The following is a 20316-nucleotide window of genomic DNA, read 5'->3' as shown; positions in this document are numbered from 1 at the left end:
AGCGTCGGGTGGGCAACCTGTGCGACCGCCATCGTAGGTAATCTCCCGGAGGCGTCGTGGACCCGTGGGGGCGACGCCGTGGGCCGAGCGGATCGTTTGCGAGCAACGAGGAGGCCACTGTGGCGACGAAGACGGCGACCGGTGGGCTGAGYCGGATCACCATCGTGGCGCCACGTACCAGGATGGATCTGGCGCTGCCGTCCGACGTGCCGCTCGCCGACCTGCTGCCCACGCTGCTGCGCTACGCGGGCGAGGACCTGGCCGACGAAGGTGTGCGGCACGGCGGCTGGGCCCTGTCCCGGCTCGGCGGCCAGCCGCTCGACGGTGGCCGTACCGCCGCCCAGCTCGGGGTCCGCGACGGCGAGGTGCTCTACTTCAACCCCCGTGCCGCGACCGCCCCGGAGATCGTCTTCGACGACGTGGTGGACGCGGTCGCCACCTCCACCACCCAGCGGGCGGGCGCCTGGCAGGTGGGCACCACGCGGGCGTTCGCGGTCCTCCTGGCCGCCTCCGCGCTTGCCGGCGGCGCGGTGGCGGCGCTGTTCACCGGCCCGCCGCACCTGCCCGGCGCGGCGGCCGCCTTCGTGGTCGCGGTGGCGCTGCTGGTCGGCGCCGCGGTGCTGTCCCGGGCGGCCGGAGACAGTCGCACCGGCGCGGTGCTGGCCCTGGTCGGGATCGGCTACGCGGGCGTCGGCGGCCTGCTGGTGCTCGCCGGTGAGCGGACGCTCGGCGAGCTGGCCGCCCCGCACGTCCTGCTCGCCGGCACCGCCGTGGTGGTGTTCGGCGCGATCGCCGCGCTCGCCGTCGGCGACCGCCTGCCGCTGTTCCTCGGCGCGGTCGGCGTGGGGGCGGCGGTCGGGCTCGGCGCGGTGCTCAGCCTGGCCTTCGGCATCGGCGCGGCGGCGTCGGCGGCAGTGGTGGCGACAGTCGCCTTCGGCGCGCTGCCGGCGCTGCCGATGCTCGCCTACCGCCTCGCCCGGCTGCCGGTGCCGTCCATCCCCACCGGGCCGGACGACCTGAAGACCGACACCGAGTCGGTGGACGGGCCGTCGGTGCTGCGCAACAGCGAGCGCGCCGACGGTTTCCTCACCGGCCTGCTCTGGACCGTCTCGCTGCTGGTGCTCGGCGGCGAGGTGGTGCTGGCCGAGGACGGCCGCCTGCCGGCGGTCCTGCTCTGCCTGGTCCTGGCGCTGCTGTCGCTGCTGCGGGCGCGCCCGTTCCTCGGCCGCGGCCAGCGTACGCCGGTGCTGCTGTCCGGCACCGTCGGCCTGGGACTGGTCGCCGCCGCCACGTTCGCCGCCGGCTCGCTGGCGGTCCGGCTCGGGCTGGTCCTCGGCGGCCTGGCCGTGGTGGCCGTGATCAGCCTGGTCTACGGCCTGACCGTGGCCGGCAAGCGGATCTCGCCGGTCTGGGGCCGGACCCTGGACATCGTCGAGATCCTGCTGATCATCGCGCTGGTGCCGCTCGCCGTGTGGGTGTGCGGCATGTACGGCTGGATCGTCAACCTTCGACCGTGACGGTCCCCATCGCGGTGCCGACCGGCGCGGTGGCGTAGACGCCGGGACCGTGCTGGCCGTCCAGCGGGCGGGCCGGCACACCCGCGCGCCCGGCCATGTCCCGGACCGCCTTCACCAGCGCCTCGGCGTGCCCGTCCATGGCCGCCACCCGCAGCAGCGGCGGAACCCGCCGGCCGCCCGGGAGCACCACGGCGGCGACCGTGTGCGACGGCGCCGAGGTGGCGGTGACCGCGTCCACGAGCGCGCCGAGCGAGCCGTTGGGGCGTACCCGCAGGGCCAGGCAGCGCTGCGTCCAGCCGCCCCCGCGCACGCTGGTCCACGTCTCCACCGGCGCCTCCGGCGCCAGGTCGAGCCCGGCGCCGGACACCACCGCCGCGTGCAGCTCGTCCCGCCCGAGCACGCGGTGGCCGAGACCGGCGGCGTTGAGCGCCTTGCCGAGCCGGCCCACCCCGGCCGCCACCGTCCGGTGCACGCCGCGCAGGCCGCCGCCCCGGCTCACCGTTTCGGCCCGCGCGTCGGCCACCGACAGTCGCAGCGCCACCCACACGGTCCGGTACGCCGACGGCGGCGCGCCGGGGGCCGGGTACCAGACCAGCGTGTGCGAGACGACCTGGGTCTGGGTGACCGGGCCGGAGAAGTCGGCGAGCACGGCGAGCGCGCGGTCCACCACGGCGGCCTCGATCGAGCCCGCGGGCGCGCCGGGCCGGCCGGTGAGCGCCAGCGCGGCGAACCAGCCCCGGTCGTCCTGCCCGATGCCAAGGCGGGTGCCGCGCTCGGTCAGCTCCACCACTGTCAGTTCCGGGGCGAGCGCGGCCAGCCGGGGGTCGCCGCCCGGCGTCGCGCCCCGGGCCCGGTCGCGGCGGCGGCGCAGCCGGCGGCGGAGCATCAGGTCCTCGTACCACCATCGGCCGCCCCGGCGCGCGAACGCGGCGACCACTGCCAGCAGCGCCAGCCCGCCCACCACCCCGAGCAGCCAGGGCGGGCCGGCGGTGGCGAACCAGACCGCCAGCGCGGCGCACTCCACCACGACGAGCTGCCCGACCACGACCGGGCCGAGCCGGCCCCGGCGGCGCTTGTCGGCCGGGGTGACCGGCCGGTCCACCGGTACGGCGGGGGCGGTGGCCGTACGACCGGGTGGCGCCTGCAGCTGCGTCATCGGTGAGCGTCCCTTCTGGACATCCTGGACATCCGCCGGCGGGGTGCGGCGTTCGGGCGGCGGACGGGGTCCGGCGCACCCCCGGTGGCCCCTTATCGTAGGGAAGCCCGCGACGCCGCTCGGCCCTGTCGTCGTTGGACCCACCCCGCCGGAGGTTAGTCATGCGGACCCGCCGCGATCAGGTCCAGGCGTACCGCTTCGTCACCCGCCGCATCGTCTCGGCGCTGCTGTCGGGCGACCCGGAGACCAACGAACTGCCGATGCGCCGCCTCGGCATGGCGGTGTTCGGCAGCGTGATCGCGGCCGCCGTGGTGCTCGGCGGGGTGGGCGCGTACGGGCAGCTCACCAGCAACTCGGCGCCGCTGGAGCCGAACACGCTGGTGATCGAGCGGGAGACCGGCGCGACGTACTACTTCGGCGAGGACCGGGTGCTGCGCCCGACGCTCAACTACGCCTCGGCGCGGCTGATCGTCAACGACGCGGCGGCGAAGCCCCGCACCATGTCCCAGGCGTCCATCAAGGACCGGCCGCGCGGCCGGCTGGTCGGCATCGTGGGCGCCCCCGACGACTTGCCGGACCGCAAGTCCCTGGTCGGGCTCCCCTGGTCGGTGTGCGACGTGCCCGACCCGAACGACACGCAGCGCTCCACCACGCACCTGGTGATCGACCGGACGCTGCCCGGCGGCACCGCGCTCACCGACCGGGCCGTCGTGGTGCGCACCGGCGACGCCCGCTACCTGCTCACCGGCGGCTCGCGGCTGCGTGTCGCCGGCGACGACCAGGCGCTGGTGGCGTTGAAGATGGCCGGCGTCACGAACCTCACCGTCGGGCAGCAGCTGCTGAACGCGGTGCCGGTGGGCCCGGTGCTGCGTAAGCCCACGATCGACGGGGACGGCGGCGCGAGCGGGCTCACGGTGGGCGGCCGGCCGGCCCGGATCGGCCAGGTCTACCAGGCGGCCGGCCAGTACTACGTGCTCACCCGGCAGGGCCTGGCCACGGTCCGGGAGGTGACCGCGCTGCTGCTGCTCGGCCGGGGTGGCGAGGTGGCGCAGATCACGCCGGACGAGGCGGGCCGGCTCCTCACCGACCAGCGGCTGGAGCCGGACGGCCTGCCCGCCCGGCTGCCGACGCCGCACGAGGTCCGCCCGGGGCGCACGGTGCTCTGCGCCACCTACCGGCCCGGCCCGGCCGGCCAGCCGCCGACCACCACGCTTGAGGTCTTCGACTCCCCGCCGGCCGAGCTGACCGAGGCGACCGCGATGCCGTCGCGGCAGGGCGGCCGGGACGCGGTACGCACCGCCGAGAACGTGCTGCTCCCCGGCGGCAAGGGCGTGCTGGCGCAGGCCACGGCCGGAGAGAGCGGCAAGCCGGCGGCCGGGTCGACGGTCTACCTGATCACCGCCCAGGGCATCCGCTTTCCGCTCGGCACCGCCGGGGGCGACGCGAAGAGCGCCCTCGGGTACGGCGACGTGACCCCGCTGGCCGTACCCGCCTCGCTGCTGGCGCTGGTGCCGACCGGCCCGACGCTGTCGCGCCAGGACGCGATGGCGTACTTCGATGCCTCGACCCCGGCGGCGCCCACCGCGACCCCCTCCACCGGCGGCGCCGCGGCCCAGGTCCAGGGCGGTTGACCGGCCCCGCCCGGGTCCGATGTGGATGGGGCCTGTCACGGGTCGCCCGGGTTGGCGCGTTTCGACTAACCTGAGTGCGGCGAAGGTTATCGACGATGACTACGGGGATGCAGCCATGACGGGGCGCACGACAGTAGACGTACTGTCCCTGGAGGACTTCCACCAGCGACTTGAGCGGCGCCTGGACGAGGCGGAGTCGGTGTTGCGCAAGCTGAACACCCAGATGCAGTGCCGCCCGCCCGCGCTCGGCACGTTCACCGACGCGACCGACAACGCACGTCGCTACTCCGAGACGCACCAGAGCTACGTCAACCACGTCGACCGGCTGCGCCGGGCGATCCTGGCCGCCCGCGAGGCGACCCACAAGATCATGACGAACTACAAGACCGCCGAGGCCCGCAACGCCGCCGCCGCGGCCGACATCGCCGCCGCCCTCTCGGGGCTGAACGAGGCGATGAAGCAGCCGAAGGAGGACCCGCGTGTCTGAGTACACCCGGCGCTACGAGCACGTCAGCCACGAGGAGCTCTACCAGGGCGTCAACGCCGGCGACCCGAAGCAGATCGAGGCGCTCAGCGCCCAGTGGACCTCCCTCAAGAGCACGCTCGACGACCTCGGCCGCGACCTCACCGCCGACCTGGAGGCGCTGTCCAAGAGCTGGACCGGCGACGMCGCGCGCGAGTTCACCAGGCGGCTGGACATGGTCGTGCGCTACTCCGGCAACCTCGCCGAGGGCATGACGGGCATCCGGCAGGGCCTCGACATGATGTCCAGCGAGCTGCGGGCCGCGCAGTCCAAGGCGGAGAGCCCGGAGAAGACCGACGACAACGACAAGCTGCTCTCCGGCGCCGGCAAGGGCTTCCTGCTCGGCGGCGCCCCCGGCGCGGTGATCGGCGGGATCGTCGGCCACCAGCAGGACAAGGCCGAGCAGGAGAAGGCGCACCAGCGGATGGTGCAGGTCGTGGCGAAGCTCGCCGAGGGCTACGACTTCTCGGCGTACGGCCGGATCGTCGTGCCGGACCCGCCCGAGGTCGAGCTGCCCGGCAACACCAGCAACGGCGACCCGACGCTGCAGAACGGCCCCTCGGTCAAGACGCCGTCGTCCGGCCCTAGCCTGGGCAGTTTCGGCCCGGGAGCGAGCGCCACCGCCACCACGTCGGGCGTGCACCACACGGCGCCGACCAGCGGCACGCCCGGTGCGGACGCCCCGGGCGCGGGCACACCGGGCGGCAACCCCGGCGCGGGCGCTCCGGGCTCGGTCACCACCGGCGGAACCGTCGACCCGGGCGGCACCTCGCTGGCCGGCGCCGGCCCGTTGACCGGCACCACCGGCGGCCCGACGATCGGCGGCAGCGCGGGCTTCGGCTCCGGCGGCGGCCCCGCCACGATGACGGCCGGCGGGGGCAGCGGCGGGCTCTACGGCGCCCCCGGCGTGCTCAGCACCGGGTCGCTCGCGGGCACCGGTCCCAACTCTGCGTCCTCGGCCCGGTTCGGCGGCGCGCCCGGCGCGGAGAACCGCGCGGCGGCCGGCACCGGCCGGCTCACCTCCGGTCGCGGCCTGGTGGTCGAGGCCGGGGGCAGGTCCGGCGAGCGGGCCGGCGGCACCGGGCGGCCCGCGATGGCCGGCCGTGGCGGCGTGCTCGGTGGTCGCGGCAGCCACGGCGACGACGAGTCCGACGGCCGGCTGACCTGGCTCACCGAGGACGAGATGGTCTGGGGCGACGGCGACGGCGCTCCGCCGCCGGTGCTCGGCGGCAACTGACAGCGGCATCGAGGCAGCGGTCCGTCCACAGCGACCCGTGGGACGGCTCACGTAACCAGCAAGATCTTTGAGCTGCGAAATCGTCCGCTGACCGATAGGTTGAATTGGTGCTGCCCGTAGCGTTCGCCCCGTCCACCTGGACGGCGACGCTGCGCCGGATCGCCCGCACGGCCGTGGCCGGCCTGGTGCTGATCGTCGGCCTCCAGGGCATCGCCGCCGCACCCGCCCATGCCGCCGTGACCGAGCAGTCCGTCGCGGTCACTGTCGCCTCCGCCGCCGCGCCGAGCGTGATCGCGTCTCCGGTTCCGGCCGAGGTCGGCCTGACGACGGTCGCGGCGGGCGGCACGACGGCCGACGGCGCGCCGCGATCCACCTCCGGTCCCGCCGCCGACGCGGCCGGCACCGAATCCACAGCCGCCGGGCGGGTGCCCGGCGTCGAGGCCGTCGCCGTCGCCGACCCGGCTCGGGCAGCCATCGCCCGCCGCGGTCCGCCGCGCGCCTGACCGGGCCACCTTTCCGGTACGCCCCGGCGCGGCCCCACCTGCCGCACCCGCGCGCCCTGCCGCGTCTCCGTAGCGAGACGCACCCCACCCGGATGACCGGGCCACAAACCGTTGTTCGTCAGTCGTTCCACCTTGAGGTGCTGGTGATGCAGACCGTCTTCTCCACCGTCCTGCCCGACGTCCCCGCTGCCGCCGTGATCTGGCTGGCTCTGCTCGCCGTGGCCGCCACAGTGGTCGCCGCCCTGATCGTCCGCCCGTCCCGGTTCCGCTCGGAGCTTGTCGACCGGATCAGTGACGCCGCCCGGCCGAGCAGCATCGATCAGGCCGAGCGGGCCCGCGTACAGGATCGGGAGCGGGACCGGTACGCCGACGAGGTGGCGGTGGCCGCCGCCCGCGCGGCGGCCACCGCCGAGCGGAGCCGGACGGAGTGGCTGACCGCCCAGGAGGAGGCCGAGGCGGCCTGGCAGGCGTACCAGGCGGCGGAGGACGACGTGCGGCGCCTGGCCGCCGCCGCGGCGCTGCCGCTGCCCCGGACCGCCCGGACCCCGGCCGAGTACGCGGACCGGGAGCGCTGGCTGCACCGGGCGGCGATGGACGCCCAGTGGCGCAACGAGATCACGGTGCGGCAGCTCAGCGACATCCTCGGCGGGAACGGCTGGGACCCGAGCCGGCACCCGGTGGAGCAGGAGCTGCTGCTGCGCCGGCTGGTTCGGGACAACCTCGCCGCCCGGCACCGGGCCGCCACGCAGCGGGAACAGGCCGCCTGGCAGGCCGCCGAGCGGGCCGCGGCGGCGGCGCAGAGCCTGCGCGACGAGGCGTTCGCGGCGCTGCACCCGGCCCCTGAGCCGCAGGCGGAGCTGTCCATCGTCGGGTTCGCCGGGCCGGAGACCACCCGGGAACTGCCGACCGGTTCGGCCGCCGTCGACATCACCCGCGAGCTGACCCCGGTTGCCCGGGGACGGGCGGCCGTGGCGGCCTGAGCGCCCCGGGCCACGACCCGGGGCGTCACGGCCACGACCCGCGGGCGGCATCGACCCGGCTCGGCTAGCGTGAGGGCGTGTCCCGTGAGGCCTGGGTGCTCGTCGTACTCGCCGCCGTCGTCGCGGCGGCCATGCTGGCCGGGGCGGTCGTGCTCGCCGTCCGGCTGGTCCGCACCCGCCGCATGCTCGGCGCGCTCGGCGCCGGCGGCAAGGTCGCGTTCTACGGCGCGCTGATCTACACGATCCTGCCGGTGGACCTGCTGCCCGACCCGATCTACCTGGACGACATGGGCGTGCTGGCCGGCGCGCTGTTCTACCTGGGCCGGCTGGCCGTCAAGCATCGTGCCGCCCAGGTGGAACAGCGGGCCACCGGGAAGTCCCCGGCGCTGCCGCCCGGCGCGGCGCCCCGCCGATGAGACACGCGAACGAGGAGACGGCATGGCGGGACGGCACCGGTTGGATCCGCACGACGGGCGGGTGGCCCGCTTCTTCGCGGACCGGCATCTCGCCACGCTGACCACGCTGCGCGCCGACGGCACCCCGCACGTCGTACCGGTGGGGGTGACCTTCGACCCGGAGGCCGGCCTGGCCCGGGTGATCACCTCGGCGGGGTCGGCCAAGGCGCGGCACGTCGCCGCGGCCGGACCGGACGGCACTCCGGTGGCGGTGTGCCAGGTCGACGGCCGCTGGTGGCTGACCGTGGAGGGCCGGGCGGCGCTGCGCCGCGACCCGGCTTCGGTGGCCGAGGCCGAACGGCGGTACGCCGAGCGTTATCGCACCCCGCGTCCGAATCCGGAGCGGGTGGTCATCGAGATCGCGGTGACCCGGCTCCTGGGCAGCCTGCCCGACTGAGGCGCTCTGTCCGGTTTCGCGGTGGCCCCGGTCACGCCCGGAAATGAGGCCCGGAAGCAGGGCGGTTGAACTCTCCGTACGCCGAGCGCCACTCCTGGTGCCGCGTCTCCCGCACGGAGCCGTCGACCCCCGAATGGAGCCTCGACATGAACCCGATCATCCGCAAGTGCCTGCTCTCCGTCGCCGGTCTCGCCGCTGCCGGCGGCGCCGTCGCCGGCCCGGCTGCCGCCCACGCGGCTCCGGTCAAGGGCAAGGGTGACCGCACCGCCGACTACGAGTACCAGGCTCAGCCGAACTTCTTCTACTGTGGTCCCGCCTCGGCCCGCATCGCGCTCTCGGCCGAGGGCAAGGACGTGAGCCAGGACGAGCTGGCCGCGAAGCTGGGCACCACCCAGAACGGCACCGACTCCGCCATCGACATCACCCGCGTGCTCAACGAGTACACCGGCGGCAAGTACCGGACCACCGAGATCCGCGACGACGTGGCCACCCCGGAGCAGGTGGCACGCCTGCGCGCGGACATCCGGACCGCCGTGGACGACGACCGGCCGGTGGTGGCGAACATCCTGGGCGGCGCCCGGGACATCGACGGGGTGGAGCACAGCTACCCCGGCCACTACCTGACCGTGGTGCGGTACGAGGGCGACGCCGACACCGTCCTCATCGCCGACCCGGCCCGGCCGGACACGCCGACGTACTGGATGGACGTGACCGAGCTGGCCAACTGGATCGCCGGACGCGGCTACAGCTCCTGACCCCGACGCCACGGCGGCCACGCTCCCTGAGGGGGCGTGGCCGCCGTCGTGTCCGGCGCCGGTGCGGGTGTACGGGGTCAGCGCCCGGTGTCACCCTCGCCGGTCCGCTGCTGCGCCATGTCGACGCCCTTGTCGATCTGGGCGTCGTACTTGCCGCCGGTGCGCTTGTCGGTCGCGTCACCCGCCTTCTCGATGCCCTGGTCGACCTGCTTGTCATGCTTGTCGGCGAAGTCCTTGGCCTTGTCCATGAAGTCGCTCATGTCGGATCTCCCTTCGATACGTTGGAAGCCTTCCCTGGGGCTGGGGGCACAAACACCGGGTGGGCGATTCCCGTCCGGGTGTCGGATCGACGTGCGTCGGGTACCAACGGCCACGATCGAGGAGGCGACGTGGACGCTGATGGATCCGAGCAGACGCGGCCGGCACCGACGACCGGCCCCCGGCAGACCTGGGCCGGGCTGCCCTGGCCGGTACGGACCGCTGTCACCTGGAGCGCCTGTCTCCTCGTGGTGACGGCCGGGTTGTGGCTGCTGGGGCAGATCGCGGTGCTGCTCGCGCCGCTGGCGGTGGCGCTGGCCGGCACGCTCTTCCTCACCGCGCTGCTCGATCCGGTCCTGGTACGCCTGCGCCGGCTGCGGGTGCCGGCCGGGCTCGCCGCGCTGCTCACCGTCCTGCTGCTGCTCGGCGTCCTCGGTGGCGCCGGCGTCCTGGTCTGGAATCTCACCGCGAGCCAGTTCGGCGAGCTGAGCCAGCAACTCGACGAGGGGCTGCAACGCACCCGCGACTTCGTCACCTCCAGCCTGCCGGTCACCGATCAGCAGCTCGACCGGCTGGTGGAGCAGATCCGGCAGGGCCTGAGCAGCGGGACGCCCGATCCGGTGGCCGGGGCGCGCAAGGCAGCCGAGGTGGCCGGCGCGATCCTGCTCGCGCTGGTGCTGCTGTTCTTCCTGCTCAAGGACGGCCGTTCGATGTGGCACTGGGTGTTGCGCCGGCTGACCGGTCCGCGCCGGGAGCTGACCGCCGAGGCGGGCCGGGCCGGCTGGCGCACGCTCGGCGCGTACAGCCGGGGCACGATGATCATCGCGGCCATCGACGCCATCGGCATCGGACTGGCGCTTGTCGTGTTGCGGGTCCCGCTGGCCCTGCCGCTCGCCCTGATCACGTTCCTCGGCGGCTTCGTGCCGATCATCGGTGCCACGGTGGCCGGCGCGGTGGCGGTGCTTGTCGCGCTCGCCGCGAACGGTCCCACCACGGCTCTGCTCACGCTCGCCGCGGTGATCGCCGTCCAGCAGATCGAGGGCAACCTGCTGGAGCCACTGGTGATGCGGCGGCAGGTGCAACTGCATCCGGCGGTCATCCTGGTGGTGGTCACCGCCGGCACGCTGGTCGCCGGGGTGGCCGGCGCGTTCGTGTCGGTGCCGATCGCGGCGGTGCTCTGGCGGGTGCTGGACACCGTGCAGCGGCACCGCGCCGAAACCGGCCGCGCCGCCGGGCCGGACCCGGCCATCGAAGCCGCGGGCTGACGGGCTGCCGCTCAGGCGGGGTGCGGCTGGCGCAGGTGGGTGGTGAACCAGGTACCAGCCTGGTCGGCCACCTGCTCCAGCGTGCCGGGCTCCTCGAACAGGTGGGTGGCGCCGGGCACGATCCGCAGCTCCGCCACCTCGCCGAGCGCGTCCCGGGCCTGCTCGTTGAGCACGATCACCTGCTCGTCCAGGCCGCCGACGAGCAGCAGCGTCGGTGCGCGTACCGCGGTCAGTGAGCTTCCGGCCAGGTCGGGCCGGCCACCCCGGGAGACCACCGCGGCCACCCGGTCCGGCCGGGCCGCCGCGGCGACCAGGGCGGCGGCGGCGCCGGTGCTGGCCCCGAACAGCCCGATCGGGAGCCGCCCCAGCTCCGGGTCGGCGCCCATCCAGTCGACGATTCCGGCCAGGCGCTCGGCCAGCATCCCGATGTCGAAGCGCAGTTCGGCGGTGACCTCGTCCCGCGCCTCCTCGTCGGCGGTCAGCAGGTCGACCAGCACGGTGGCCAGCCCACGGTCGTTGAGCGCGCGCCCGACGGCCGTGTTGCGCGGGCTGTGCCGCGAGCTGCCGCTCCCGTGCGCGAACAGCACCACCCCACCGGCCCCGCCGGGCACACTGACATCCCCGACGAGCCCCCCGTCGACAACAGGCACCGAAACCTCACGCATATCCCTCCACCCCCCGCCCACCCGATACCCCCCAACCGCACGATCATGAAGTTGACGGCCCAGAAAGCGCTTCCCCACGCCGTCAACTTCATGATCGACGGGGAGGCCGCGCGTGCGGGGTTGCGTTGACGTCGGCGGCAAGGTTTAGCGTCGATTCACCAGGCAGGGACGGGGGCGGCGGATGCGGATCGGGGAGCTGGCGCGGCGGGCCGGTACGAGCACCCGCACCCTGCGCTACTACGAGACCCACGGCCTGGTCCGGCCGGGCCGGTCCGCCAACGGGTACCGGATCTACGACGAGGCGGAACTGCGCGTCGTCCGCGAGATCCGCTCCCTGCTGGCGATCGGGTTCGGCCTGGACGACATCCGCCCGTTCGTCGCCTGCCTGCGCGCGGGGAACGACTCCGGTGACGTCTGCCCCGATTCGGTGGCGGTGCTGCGGCGCAAGCTCGCCGAGGTGGACGACTACCTCGACCGGCTCGGCGACGTCCGCCGCCGCCTGCACGACCAGCTCGCCCACGCGATCGCCCAACGGGAGGAAACATGCCTCAGGACACGGGGACCGGCCGGCTGACCCCGGTCACCGACGACACCTTTACGGCCACCGTGCTGGCCGCCGACCGGCCCGTGGTGGTCGACTTCTGGGCCGAGTGGTGCCCGCCGTGCCGGGTGGTGTCGAAGCACCTGGCCGAGCTGGCCGAGGAGTTCGGCGACGCGCTGCGCTTCGTCACCCTCAACACCGACGAGAACCCGGCGACCACCCGCGCCCACCGGATCATGTCCGCGCCGACCATGCTGGTGTTCCGGGACGGCGAGGTGGTCGGCTCGATCGTCGGCTCCCGCCCCAAGGACCACCTGCGGCGCAGCTTCGCCCGCCACCTGGACGGTTGAGCCGCCGCCGGGCGGGAACGCGCGGGGTGACCACGGACCCCGACGGATCGCGAGGATCGTCATGGCGAAACAGGACAGGTCCCGGGAACAGGAACTCACCGACCAGGAGCGCCGCAAGCGGGAGCTTGAGGGCTCGCCGGACTGGGCCGACCGCGCCTCGACGGCGCGGACATCCGACGATCCGCGGGCCACGGCGCCGCGCGACGCCGGCGGGCGCCCGTCCAACGGCCGCCAGTTCTGAGGTACGCGTACCGAGCGGTCCCGCCTCTTCGGGGCGGGACCGCTACATGCGTTCCGGCAGGTGCATCCAGCGGCGCGCGGCCCTGCGGCTGCTCCGGCTGCGGCTCGGTCGGGTGCTCGGGCGGGATCGGCACGGTGACCGGCTGCGCCGAGGTGACCCGCAGCGGCTCGCCGTGGTGCCGCAGCTCCACCACCGTGTCCGGGCCGCCGTTGCGCAGCGAGTACGTGGTCTGGTGCGGCCGCACGTCGACGCGCAGTCGCATCCCGCGCCACTGGAGCGAGAACTCCAGTCGGCTGAGGCGGCTGGAGAGCCGGGGCGCGAAGGAGAGCGTCCCGTCGTGGTCCCGCAGGCCGCCGAATCCGGCGACGAGCGCGATCCAGGCGCCGGCCAGGGACGCCATGTGCACGCCGTCGCGGGTGTTCTCGTTCAGGTCGTGCAGGTCCATCAGCGCGGCCTCGCGCAGGTAGCGGTGGGCCAGTTCGAGGAAGCCGACCTCGGCCGCGAGCACCGCCTGGGTGCAGGCGCTCAACGACGAGTCGCGTACGGTGCGCCGCTCGTAGTAGACGAAGTTGCGCAGTTTCTCGGCGGCGCTGAACGCGTCGCCCCGCCAGTGCATGGCGAGCACCAGGTCGGCCTGCTTGACGACCTGCTTCCGGTAGAGGTCGAAGTACGGGTAGTGCAGCAGCAGCGGGTACTTCTCCGGTGGCGTGTGCTCGAAGTCCCACTCCTGGAACCGGGTGAACCCCTCGACCTGCTCGTGCACCTCGGTCTCGGCGTCGTACGGGACGTGCATGTCGTTCGCGGCGTCCCGCCACGCGGCGGCTTCCTCCTCGGTGACGCCGAGGTCGAGGGCCTGGTCCCGGTAGCGCATCGCGCAGTCCGCGGCGGTACGCAGGTTCCGCTGCGCCATCAGGTTGGTGTAGACGTTGTCGTTCTTCACGGCTGTGTACTCGTCGGGGCCGGTCACGCCGTCGATGTGGAACTGCCCGGCCCGGTCGTGGTGGCCGAGGGATCGCCACAGCCGGGCGGTCTCGACAAGCAGTTCCAGTCCGATCTCGCGTTCCAGTGTCTCGTCGCCGGTGACCAGCACGTAGCGGCGCAGCGCGTCGGCGACGTCGGCGGCGATGTGGAACGCGGCGGTTCCGGCCGGCCAGTACGCCGACGACTCGGGTCCTTCGATGGTGCGCCACGGGAAGGCGGCGCCTTCGAGGTTCAGCGTGCGGGCCCGCTCCTGGGCCTGGGCGAGCGTGGCGTGCCGCCACTGCAGCGCGTCGCGGACCGCGCCGGGCTGGGTGTACGTGAGCACCGGCAGCACGAACATCTCGGTGTCCCAGAACGCGTGGCCGTCGTACCCGGGGCCGGTGAGGCCCTTGGCGGAGATCGGCCGCCGTTCCCCGCGGGCGCCGGCCTGGAGCACGTGGAAGAGGCCGAAGCGGACGGCCTGCTGGACCTCCGGGTCGCCTTCGACGCGCACGTCGGCGGCGTCCCAGAACGCGTCGAGGTATTCCCGCTGCGCCCGGCGCAGCCCGTCCCAGCCGTCGAGCCGGGCCGCGGCGAGCGCCGCGCCGACCTGGTCGCGCAGCGCCGGCAGCGACCGGCGGCTGGACCAGCCGTACGTGAGGTACTTGATCACGTGCAGCTTCTCGCCGGGCTTGAGCACGCAGCCGATGGTGGTGCGGACCCAGTCCTCGTACCCTTCGCTCTCGATCGTGGTGCGTTCGGGGCCGTGCACGTCGTGGCCCATGGCGGCGGCGACCCGCAGGCCGCTGACCTTGGTCCGGTGGATGAGCAGGCCGCCGTCGTCGGTGGTGAGTTCCTCCTCGGCCTGCAGCGGTGACTCCAGTACGGCGGCCACCCGGGGGTCGCGGCTCTGCGGCGGCAGCGTCTCGTTGGCGACCAGCTCGGACTGGAGGATCAGCCGCAGCGGCCCGTCGACCGGCTCCACCTCGTAGTGGATGGCGGCGACCGAGCGCTGGGTGAACGACACCAGCCGGGTGGTGCGGACCTTGACCTCGCGCCCGGCCGGGGAACGCCAGTGCAGGTCGCGTTGGAGCGTCCCGGCGCGCATGTCGAGGACCCGCTCGTGGGCGAGCACCTCGCCGTAGCGGACGTCGAGCGGTTCGTCGTCCACGAGCAGCCGGATCAGTTTGCCGTTGGTGACGTTGACGATGGTCTGCCCCGACTCGGGGAAGCCGAAGCCGGCTTCCGCGTACGGCAGCGGGCGCAGCTCGTAGAAGGAGTTCAGGTACGTGCCGGGCAGGCCGTGCGGCTCACCCTCGTCGAGGTTGCCGCGCAGCCCGATGTGCCCGTTGGAGAGCGCGAACACCGACTCGGACTGGGCCAGCACGTCCATGTCGAGGCGTACCTCCCGGACATGCCAGGGCTCGACCGGATACGCCCGTTCCCGGATCACGCGGCCGGCTCCGCCGCGAGCAGTTCGGCGAGGTCGGTGACCACCACGTCGGCGCCGTGCGCCAGCAGTTCGTCGGCCTGGCCGACCCGGTCGACGCCGATCACGTACCCGAATCCGCCGGCCCGTCCGGCGGCCACGCCGGCGAGGGCGTCCTCGAAGACGGCGGCCTGCGCCGGTTCGACGCCGAGCAGCCGCGCGCCTTCCAGGAACGTGTCCGGGTCCGGTTTGCCGCGCAGCCCGTTCGCGCGGGCGACCACGCCGTCGACCCGCGCCTCCAGCCAGCGGTCCAGCCCGGCGGCGTGCACCACGGCGGCGCAGTTGGCGCTGGCCGAGACGACCGCCCGCCGCAGCCCGGCCGCGGTGGCGGCCTCCAGGTAGCGAACCGAACCTTCGTACGCCTCGACGCCGTGCTGCTCGATCCGCTGGAGCAGGACGACGTTCTTGCGGTTGCCGAGGCCGTTGACCGTGTCCGCCTCGGGCGGGTCGTCGGGCGAGCCCTCGGGCAGGGTGATGCCGCGCGAGGCCAGGAATGTGCGCACCCCGTCGGCGCGCGGTCTGCCGTCCACGTAACGGTTGTAGTCCGGTCCGGGGTCGAACGGTTGGAACGGCTCGCCGGTTTCGACGGACCGTCGCCGCAGGTAGGCGTCGAACGTCTCCGCCCAGGCGGCGTTGTGCACCTTGGCGGTCTGCGTCAGCACACCGTCCAGATCGAAGAGACACGCGCTCACGTGCGCGGGGAGGCCCAGCATCGCTTGAATCTATCCGGCGCTCGCCCCGGGCAAACCCGTTCAGGGCTCAGCGGTTCGGGCGCAGCGTCCAGATCACGGTGAGCGAGGAGGTGAGCGTGCCGTCCTCGGTGCGCACCTCCACCTCGACCGGGAACTCGGGCCGTCGCCCGGCGTCCAGCTCGGCCAGCACCTCGGCGGGGACACCGCCGAGCCGCGCCGTCGCCAGCACCGGCCCCACCGCCACCTTGAGGTAGCGGATGGTCGCGGTCACGGCCAGGGGTACGGCCCGGTCGAGCACCTGCCCGAACGCGGCCAGGACAACCGCGCCCGAGGCGCTCTCCCCCAGCGTGAACATGGCCCCGGCATGCGGGCCGCCCACGTGGTTGTGGTGCGCCGGGTCGTCGGGGAGCCGGACCACGGCCCGGACCCCGCCCTCGGCCTCGGGCGCCACCTCGACGAACTCGATCCCGAGCGTGCGGGCGAACGGCACGGCGTCGAGGAGACCGGCCGCGACCTGGCGAGAGTCGATGCTCATGCCCGAACGCTACTCGCCGGTAACCAACCCGGCAAGACGCCGGAACGCGCCGACCCAATGTCACTAAGTAAGTGACATCCACACCACAAGGAGCTAGCTTTGTCTCTTATTAAGAGACATTAGGACATGAGATGATCTACTCCACCCCTGAACTCAGCGATCACGACGAGACCGTGCTGGACGAGGTGCATGACATGCGCCGCGTGCTCGCTGATGTCCTGCGCACTCCTCGCCGGTGGACCGGTGGCCTCCGGCGCACGATGTTGGCCCGCGCGATTCTCGGCTCCAACAGCATCGAGGGCTACGTGGTCGCCGAGGACGACGCCGCCGCCGCGCTGGACGGCGAGGAGCCGCTGAGCGCCGACGACCGAACCTTCGCCGAGATTCGGGGCTATCGACAGGCTCTGGGGTACGTGCTGCAAACCGCCGGGGATCCGCACTTCCGGTTCGACACGTCGGTGATCCGCAGCATGCACTACATGATGCTCTCGCACGATCTGGGCAAGAGCCCGGGGCAATATCGCAAGGGCCCGATCTACGTCCACGATGAGCGAACCGATGAGCGGGTGTACGAGGGCGCGGACGCCGACCACGTGCCTCACCTCATGGAGGAGCTAACCGAAGATCTACGGTCGGATGTCACCGCCTCTCCGCTCGTCAAAGCAGCCATGGCGCATCTGAACCTGGTGATGATCCATCCGTTCCGTGATGGCAACGGGCGAATGGCACGCGCCCTTCAGACGTTGGTGCTCTCCCGACGCGCGATCGTCGAGCCTGCTTTCTCCAGCATCGAGGAATGGCTGGGCAGCAACACCGAGGACTACTACCGGGTGTTGGCGGTTACCGGACGTGGCCGCTGGAACCCCGAAGGTTCGGCGCACCTCTGGGTGTCGTTCAACCTGCGCGCCCATCACATGCAGGCGCAGACCGTCGCTCGCCGCTTCGAGGAGGCGTCCGGCATCTGGTCGGAGTTGGACGCGATCGTTGCCGAGAACAGGCTCCCTGAGCGGGTGACCGATCTCCTCTACGAGGCAGTCCTGGGCTATCGCATCCGTCGCTCCGGGTACGTCAAACTTGCCGATGTCGAGGACAGGACCGCATCTCGGGATCTGGCCAGCCTTGTCGAGCAGGGCCTTCTGGAAGCACGAGGTGAGCGGCGGGGCAGGCATTACGTCGCCGGCCCCACGCTGGTGACGGTGCGGGAAAGAGTCCATGCTCAGCGCAAACCGATCAGCGACCCCTATCCGGCCATGCCGGTCGTTCTCGCAACCGAGGCTGCCAATACGACCGGGTCAGGTGAACGGTTGTAACCACGGCTTATTTCACGGCGCTGTCGCGGCGTTTCGGCGGCTGTCGACTCCGGGTAGCGAATGGCCCATGAACCGCGATCTCGCGCGCGGGCTGACGGTGGCGTGGGCGCTCCCGGAGTTCCGCGACGGGCTGCGTCACCTCGTCGACCTCGACGAGGTGACAGTGCTGCTGGCCGCACTGTCCCTTCCGGACCGCGACCGCGAGGTCGAGCGCAGCGCGCTGGGCCTGCTGCGGTCCGGGCTCGACAGCACCGAGGTCCGGGAGGCGGTGTTGCTGCTGCTGGAGCGGGACACCGTACGCCGGCCGCTCGTCGCCGCGGCGGTGGAGCCGCTCGCCGACCGTCCCGGCCTGGTCACCGCCGTCACGTCCGCGGCCGAGGACCCCCGGGTACGCCACGAGGTAAGGGCGATGCTGGACAGCCCCGGCGTCCGCGAGCTGATCTGGCGGGCGGCCGACGACCAGGTGAGCGACAACCGGTTCGGGCTGGTCCGCCGGGCGGCGGTGCTGTTCGTCCGGCACCCGAGCGCGCGGCGACTGGCGTGGGCGCTCCGCCGGCACGGCGTGCTCCGCGAACTGCGCCGCAAGGCGTGATCCGGAGCCGCATCACCTGATCGGGCCGGTCAGCTCCGCACAGCGGGGCCGGCCCTCGACAGCTCGGCCGTCACTCGTAGCCCATGGCGGGGATGATCTCGCCCAGTTCCCGCTCGACGTACGCGCGGGTGCCGGCGTCGAACTGGTCGTCGCGGTGCGCGAGCCTGCCCGCCTGGAACGTCGACGCGGTGACGGCGTCCTCGACGCCGAGCCGTTCGAACAGGGCGCGCCGCTGCCCGGCCCAGTCGGCCGCGAGGTCTTCCGCCTTCACCTCGACGTACCGCCGGGTCGTCAGGTCGGCGGCGTTCCTCCAGGCCAGCCATCGTTGATAGACCGGCACGAGGTAGGCGAGCGCCCCGTCGACTGTGGACGGCGCCCACGGCTGGGCCAGGTGGGAGGCGAGCACGGAGACCGGGTGCCGTGTGATGTGCACGATCGTCGCCTCGGGAAACAGCTCCCAGAGGAAGTCCATGGCGAAGAGGTTGAACGGCGTCTTCTCGCACCACGTCGGCTTGCCCGCGTCGGCCGCCGCGCCGCCGAACAGCGTCTCGACCAGACCGCGCAGGACGGCGATCAGCTCGGCCCGGTCGCGGAAGTACCTCGGCACGACCCGTCGTCGGCCCGTCGGCCCGAACGGCCCGGCGGGCCGGTCGCCGTCGCCGAAGCCCGCCGCGGGCGCGGGCTCCTCGAAGGCGTCCGCGATCAACAGCGGCCAGAGCTGGTGTACGGCGTCCCGGTAGCGCCGTTCGCCGACCAGCTCGGGCACGGTCTTGCCACGATCGTCACGCCGTCCGGGCACCCGTACGGTCAGGAAGTCGCTGAGCCGCTGCAGGGCGTCCTCGCCGACGATGGGGTCGTACCGTTCGGTGAGCGCGTCGGCCAGGTCCCGCAGGCCGCCGGGTTCGACGATGAACTTGGTTTCCATCGGGATCCGGTGGATCAGCGGGTGCTGGCCGATGACGTCGGCGATCCGCGAGGTGCCCGAACGACCTGTGCCCGCGACGAAGACCGGTGAGGGGGACGGCATGGGCGGCAGTGAAACTCCGGGCCGGGCGCAGGGGCAATCCATTTATCCCCGCCGGGAGCTGATCGGCCTCCTGGCCGACGCGGTCGGGTCCGTCACCGTGCCGCACCCGACCCGGGTCGCGGTCGACGGGCCGCCCGCCGCCGGCAAGACCACGCTCGCCGACGAGCTGGCCGCCGTCCTGCGCGCCCGGGGCCGGTACGTCATCCGCGCGACGGTGGACGACTTCCTCTTCCCCCGCGCCCGGCGTTACCGGCGCGGCGAGTTCTCGGCCGAGGGCTGCTACATCGACACCCACGATCACGGGTCGCTGAACCGGGTGCTGCTCGATCCGCTCGGCCCGGGCGGAGATCGACGCTTCCGGCCGACGGTCTACGACCACGCCACCGACGCGGTTCTGTCCCCGCCGCCCACGACCGCTCCCGCCGACGCCGTGCTGGTCTTCGACGGCGTCTTCCTGCTGCGCCCGGAACTGGTCGACCGGTGGGAGCTGCGCGTCTTCGTGTCCACCGCGCTCGACAAGACGGTGGACCGGGCCGTGATCCGCGAGAGCCGCGTGTCAACGAGAGCCGACGTCGAGCGGCGCTGGCACGAGCGGTACCTTCCCGCCCAGCGGCTCTACTTCGCCACTGCCCGCCCGGCCGAGCACGCCGACGTCGTGGTGCACAACGACGACCCCGGGCGGCCGATGTGGGCGATCCGGGCGGCCTTGGATGGCAGGCTGGCAGCCATGGACAGGAATCGGGTGGCCGCCTGGATCGCGGCGTACGAGCAGGCGTGGCGCACACCGGGCACTGCGGCGCTCGGCACGATGTTCACGCCCGACGCGACCTACCAGCAGGGGCCGTACCGGGATCCGGTGGTCGGCCTGCCCGCCATCGTCCGCATGTGGGACAGCGAACGCGACGGACCCGACGAGGTCTTCCAGATGACCTCGGAGGTCGTCGCGGTCGACGGCGACACCGCTGTGGCCCGGGTGCAGGTCCGGTACGGCGACCCGGTCCACCAGGAGTGGCGCGACCTCTGGATCATGCGGTTCGCCGAGGACGGCCGCTGCCAGTCGTTCGAGGAGTGGCCGTTCGCGCCGGAACGGCGGACCACCGCCGCCGGGTGACGACGGCGGTCGCTGCCTAACCCCGCTTCGTGTACGCGACGAACGCCGCCCAGCTCGACGACGTGAACGTCAGCGCCGGCCCCTGCCGGTCCTTGCTGTCCCGCACCCCCACCACGCCGGGCAGAT

The 20316-nt window shown here is 73.3% G+C and carries 23 protein-coding genes and 2 pseudogenes; 17 read left to right on the top strand and 8 right to left on the bottom strand.

Annotation, left to right across the window (positions count from 1 at the left end):
- The first annotated feature begins 119 nt into the window (after positions 1 to 119).
- The gene (eccD, locus tag A8711_RS07725; RefSeq protein WP_064448608.1) at positions 120 to 1517 is read left to right on the top strand and encodes a type VII secretion integral membrane protein EccD; all 1398 of its coding nucleotides are present in this window, start codon (positions 120 to 122) and stop codon (positions 1515 to 1517) included.
- Here the strand turns inward: eccD and A8711_RS07720 are convergent.
- Positions 1501 to 2673 carry a type VII secretion protein EccE gene (locus tag A8711_RS07720; protein ID WP_064448609.1) on the bottom strand — a complete coding sequence of 391 codons (1173 nt, stop codon included), beginning with the start codon at positions 2671 to 2673 and terminating at the stop codon, positions 1501 to 1503. The two genes, eccD and A8711_RS07720, sit on opposite strands and share 17 nt — an antisense overlap.
- Positions 2674 to 2834: 161 nt before the next feature.
- Here A8711_RS07720 and eccB point away from each other — a divergent pair, with 161 nt between their 5' ends.
- The 8 genes from eccB to A8711_RS07680 all read left to right on the top strand — a co-directional run bounded on the left by eccB (position 2835) and on the right by A8711_RS07680 (position 9154).
- The gene (eccB, locus tag A8711_RS07715; protein WP_069087832.1) at positions 2835 to 4304 is read left to right on the top strand and encodes a type VII secretion protein EccB; all 1470 of its coding nucleotides are present in this window, start codon (positions 2835 to 2837) and stop codon (positions 4302 to 4304) included.
- A gap of 115 nt (positions 4305 to 4419) precedes the next feature.
- Positions 4420 to 4791, top strand: a complete 372-nt coding sequence (locus tag A8711_RS07710; RefSeq protein ID WP_030503518.1) for a hypothetical protein — start codon at positions 4420 to 4422, stop codon at positions 4789 to 4791.
- Positions 4784 to 6064, top strand: coding sequence for a WXG100 family type VII secretion target (locus tag A8711_RS07705; protein WP_069087831.1), 1281 nt, complete (start codon positions 4784 to 4786; stop codon positions 6062 to 6064). The genes A8711_RS07710 and A8711_RS07705 overlap by 8 nt, the downstream gene beginning before the upstream one ends.
- Before the next feature lie 107 nt (positions 6065 to 6171).
- The gene (locus A8711_RS07700) at positions 6172 to 6567 is read left to right on the top strand and encodes a hypothetical protein (RefSeq protein WP_064448612.1); all 396 of its coding nucleotides are present in this window, start codon (positions 6172 to 6174) and stop codon (positions 6565 to 6567) included.
- A 146-nt stretch (positions 6568 to 6713) separates the two neighbouring features.
- Positions 6714 to 7547 (top strand): hypothetical protein, encoded by an 834-nt coding sequence (locus A8711_RS07695; RefSeq protein ID WP_064448627.1) that lies wholly within the window; start codon positions 6714 to 6716, stop codon positions 7545 to 7547.
- 77 nt (positions 7548 to 7624) lie between these two features.
- Positions 7625 to 7963 (top strand): YkvA family protein, encoded by a 339-nt coding sequence (locus A8711_RS07690; protein ID WP_043327093.1) that lies wholly within the window; start codon positions 7625 to 7627, stop codon positions 7961 to 7963.
- Positions 7964 to 7985: 22 nt separating this feature from the next.
- Positions 7986 to 8399, top strand: coding sequence for a pyridoxamine 5'-phosphate oxidase family protein (locus tag A8711_RS07685; RefSeq protein WP_069087830.1), 414 nt, complete (start codon positions 7986 to 7988; stop codon positions 8397 to 8399).
- Between the two features lie 146 nt (positions 8400 to 8545).
- Positions 8546 to 9154 carry a C39 family peptidase gene (locus A8711_RS07680; RefSeq protein WP_064448614.1) on the top strand — a complete coding sequence of 203 codons (609 nt, stop codon included), beginning with the start codon at positions 8546 to 8548 and terminating at the stop codon, positions 9152 to 9154.
- Positions 9155 to 9231: 77 nt separating this feature from the next.
- On the opposite strand, the gene A8711_RS07675 is transcribed toward A8711_RS07680, so the two are convergent.
- Positions 9232 to 9414, bottom strand: coding sequence for an antitoxin (locus A8711_RS07675; protein ID WP_069087829.1), 183 nt, complete (start codon positions 9412 to 9414; stop codon positions 9232 to 9234).
- A gap of 129 nt (positions 9415 to 9543) precedes the next feature.
- Between A8711_RS07675 and A8711_RS07670 the strand changes: the two genes are divergently transcribed.
- A complete protein-coding gene (locus A8711_RS07670; protein ID WP_069087828.1) occupies positions 9544 to 10677 on the top strand; it encodes an AI-2E family transporter in 1134 nt (377 codons plus the stop codon).
- A gap of 11 nt (positions 10678 to 10688) precedes the next feature.
- Here A8711_RS07670 and A8711_RS07665 read toward each other — a convergent pair whose 3' ends face one another.
- Positions 10689 to 11342 carry a dienelactone hydrolase family protein gene (locus A8711_RS07665; RefSeq protein ID WP_043327103.1) on the bottom strand — a complete coding sequence of 218 codons (654 nt, stop codon included), beginning with the start codon at positions 11340 to 11342 and terminating at the stop codon, positions 10689 to 10691.
- Positions 11343 to 11523: 181 nt separating this feature from the next.
- Here A8711_RS07665 and A8711_RS07660 point away from each other — a divergent pair, with 181 nt between their 5' ends.
- The 3 genes from A8711_RS07660 (at position 11524) to A8711_RS07650 (ending at position 12474) form a co-directional block, all read left to right on the top strand.
- Positions 11524 to 11916 (top strand): MerR family transcriptional regulator, encoded by a 393-nt coding sequence (locus tag A8711_RS07660; protein WP_043327105.1) that lies wholly within the window; start codon positions 11524 to 11526, stop codon positions 11914 to 11916.
- Complete coding sequence (locus A8711_RS07655; RefSeq protein WP_064448789.1) at positions 11886 to 12233, top strand: co-chaperone YbbN; 348 nt, start codon at positions 11886 to 11888, stop codon at positions 12231 to 12233. Before A8711_RS07660 ends, A8711_RS07655 begins: the two co-directional genes overlap by 31 nt.
- A 61-nt stretch (positions 12234 to 12294) precedes the next feature.
- Positions 12295 to 12474, top strand: a complete 180-nt coding sequence (locus A8711_RS07650) for a hypothetical protein (RefSeq protein WP_030503531.1) — start codon at positions 12295 to 12297, stop codon at positions 12472 to 12474.
- A 42-nt stretch (positions 12475 to 12516) separates the two neighbouring features.
- On the opposite strand, the pseudogene A8711_RS07645 reads toward A8711_RS07650, so the two are convergent.
- The 3 genes and pseudogenes from A8711_RS07645 to A8711_RS07635 form a co-directional block, all read right to left on the bottom strand.
- Positions 12517 to 14887, bottom strand: a pseudogene (locus tag A8711_RS07645) (glycoside hydrolase family 65 protein).
- A complete protein-coding gene (locus A8711_RS07640; RefSeq protein WP_043327111.1) occupies positions 14884 to 15636 on the bottom strand; it encodes an HAD family phosphatase in 753 nt (250 codons plus the stop codon). The pseudogene A8711_RS07645 and the gene A8711_RS07640 overlap by 4 nt, the downstream one beginning before the upstream one ends.
- Before the next feature lie 46 nt (positions 15637 to 15682).
- Positions 15683 to 16150 (bottom strand): DUF4442 domain-containing protein, encoded by a 468-nt coding sequence (locus A8711_RS07635; RefSeq protein ID WP_030503534.1) that lies wholly within the window; start codon positions 16148 to 16150, stop codon positions 15683 to 15685.
- 131 nt (positions 16151 to 16281) lie between these two features.
- On the opposite strand from A8711_RS07635, the gene A8711_RS07630 reads away from it, so the two are divergent.
- The gene (locus tag A8711_RS07630; RefSeq protein ID WP_043327113.1) at positions 16282 to 17460 is read left to right on the top strand and encodes a Fic family protein; all 1179 of its coding nucleotides are present in this window, start codon (positions 16282 to 16284) and stop codon (positions 17458 to 17460) included.
- A 67-nt stretch (positions 17461 to 17527) separates the two neighbouring features.
- A complete protein-coding gene (locus A8711_RS07625) occupies positions 17528 to 18052 on the top strand; it encodes a hypothetical protein (RefSeq protein ID WP_069087827.1) in 525 nt (174 codons plus the stop codon).
- Between the two features lie 70 nt (positions 18053 to 18122).
- Here the strand turns inward: A8711_RS07625 and A8711_RS07620 are convergent, their stop codons facing one another.
- Entirely contained in the window at positions 18123 to 19079 is a 957-nt protein-coding gene (locus tag A8711_RS07620; protein WP_233607868.1) for a sulfotransferase, read from the bottom strand.
- Here A8711_RS07620 and A8711_RS32735 point away from each other — a divergent pair.
- Positions 19078 to 19779, top strand: a pseudogene (locus A8711_RS32735) (hypothetical protein); the annotation flags it as partial. The gene A8711_RS07620 and the pseudogene A8711_RS32735 overlap by 2 nt on opposite strands.
- On the top strand, positions 19765 to 20190 hold the full coding sequence (locus A8711_RS32730; RefSeq protein ID WP_316250074.1) for a nuclear transport factor 2 family protein: 426 nt from the start codon (positions 19765 to 19767) through the stop codon (positions 20188 to 20190). The pseudogene A8711_RS32735 and the gene A8711_RS32730, both read left to right, overlap by 15 nt.
- 16 nt (positions 20191 to 20206) lie before the next feature.
- Here A8711_RS32730 and A8711_RS07610 read toward each other — a convergent pair.
- Positions 20207 to 20316: DUF397 domain-containing protein (locus A8711_RS07610; protein ID WP_141707650.1), on the bottom strand; the 110-nt coding region annotated here is incomplete at its 5' end.

Origin of the sequence: Micromonospora sp. II, from assembly GCF_001709195.1 — a bacterium.
Classification (GTDB): Bacteria; Actinomycetota; Actinomycetes; order Mycobacteriales; family Micromonosporaceae; genus Micromonospora; species Micromonospora chalcea.
Note: the sequence above shows the minus strand (reverse complement) of the source record. Positions and strands in the feature narration are given on the sequence as shown.

Coding starts and splice junctions, on each gene's coding strand:
- A8711_RS07665 (WP_043327103.1), bottom strand. CDS start 11,342: ATGCGTGAGGTTTCGGTGCCTGTTGTCGACGGGGGGCTCGTCGGGGAT.
- eccB (WP_069087832.1), top strand. CDS start 2,835: ATGCGGACCCGCCGCGATCAGGTCCAGGCGTACCGCTTCGTCACCCGC.
- A8711_RS32730 (WP_316250074.1), top strand. CDS start 19,765: ATGTGGGCGATCCGGGCGGCCTTGGATGGCAGGCTGGCAGCCATGGAC.
- A8711_RS07675 (WP_069087829.1), bottom strand. CDS start 9,414: ATGAGCGACTTCATGGACAAGGCCAAGGACTTCGCCGACAAGCATGAC.
- A8711_RS07710 (WP_030503518.1), top strand. CDS start 4,420: ATGACGGGGCGCACGACAGTAGACGTACTGTCCCTGGAGGACTTCCAC.
- A8711_RS07650 (WP_030503531.1), top strand. CDS start 12,295: ATGGCGAAACAGGACAGGTCCCGGGAACAGGAACTCACCGACCAGGAG.
- A8711_RS07630 (WP_043327113.1), top strand. CDS start 16,282: ATGATCTACTCCACCCCTGAACTCAGCGATCACGACGAGACCGTGCTG.
- A8711_RS07660 (WP_043327105.1), top strand. CDS start 11,524: ATGCGGATCGGGGAGCTGGCGCGGCGGGCCGGTACGAGCACCCGCACC.
- A8711_RS07640 (WP_043327111.1), bottom strand. CDS start 15,636: ATGCTGGGCCTCCCCGCGCACGTGAGCGCGTGTCTCTTCGATCTGGAC.
- A8711_RS07625 (WP_069087827.1), top strand. CDS start 17,528: ATGAACCGCGATCTCGCGCGCGGGCTGACGGTGGCGTGGGCGCTCCCG.
- A8711_RS07695 (WP_064448627.1), top strand. CDS start 6,714: ATGCAGACCGTCTTCTCCACCGTCCTGCCCGACGTCCCCGCTGCCGCC.
- A8711_RS07680 (WP_064448614.1), top strand. CDS start 8,546: ATGAACCCGATCATCCGCAAGTGCCTGCTCTCCGTCGCCGGTCTCGCC.
- A8711_RS07655 (WP_064448789.1), top strand. CDS start 11,886: ATGCCTCAGGACACGGGGACCGGCCGGCTGACCCCGGTCACCGACGAC.
- A8711_RS07720 (WP_064448609.1), bottom strand. CDS start 2,673: ATGACGCAGCTGCAGGCGCCACCCGGTCGTACGGCCACCGCCCCCGCC.
- A8711_RS07620 (WP_233607868.1), bottom strand. CDS start 19,079: ATGCCGTCCCCCTCACCGGTCTTCGTCGCGGGCACAGGTCGTTCGGGC.
- A8711_RS07685 (WP_069087830.1), top strand. CDS start 7,986: ATGGCGGGACGGCACCGGTTGGATCCGCACGACGGGCGGGTGGCCCGC.
- A8711_RS07635 (WP_030503534.1), bottom strand. CDS start 16,150: ATGAGCATCGACTCTCGCCAGGTCGCGGCCGGTCTCCTCGACGCCGTG.